Origin of the sequence: Ciceribacter ferrooxidans (genome assembly GCF_004137355.1) — a bacterium.
In the GTDB taxonomy this organism is placed as follows: domain Bacteria; phylum Pseudomonadota; class Alphaproteobacteria; order Rhizobiales; family Rhizobiaceae; genus Allorhizobium; species Allorhizobium ferrooxidans.
This window is the reverse complement of the sequence record NZ_SDVB01000385.1, coordinates 1-253: the sequence shown is the minus strand read 5'-3', so window position 1 is coordinate 253 and position 253 is coordinate 1. Positions and strand designations below refer to the sequence as shown.

The 253-nt window shown below is 61.3% G+C and carries 1 protein-coding gene; it reads left to right on the top strand.

Annotated elements, in window-relative coordinates:
• The first annotated feature begins 3 nt into the window (after positions 1–3).
• Positions 4–171, top strand: a complete 168-nt coding sequence (locus EUU22_RS23585) for a TRAP transporter large permease subunit (protein ID WP_245485273.1) — start codon at positions 4–6, stop codon at positions 169–171.
• Positions 172–253 lie beyond the last annotated feature (82 nt).

Genomic DNA, 253 nt, shown 5'->3' with positions numbered 1-253 from the left:
CTGATGATCGAATATCTTGGCCTCCCGCTCACGACAATCCTGACGGCAGCCCTCGTTCCCGCCTTCATGCACTTTTTCGGTGTTATTGTGCAGGTGCACCTCGAAGCCCGGCGCCTCGGGCTGCGCGGCCTTTCTGCGTCCGAGCTGCCAAACGCCTGGAAGGTGTTGTAGGAAGGCTGGCTCAAAGTGGTGCCTCTCATCGTCCCGATCACGGTGCTGCTGTCCGGCCGGACACCGTTTGCTGCCGCCTTCT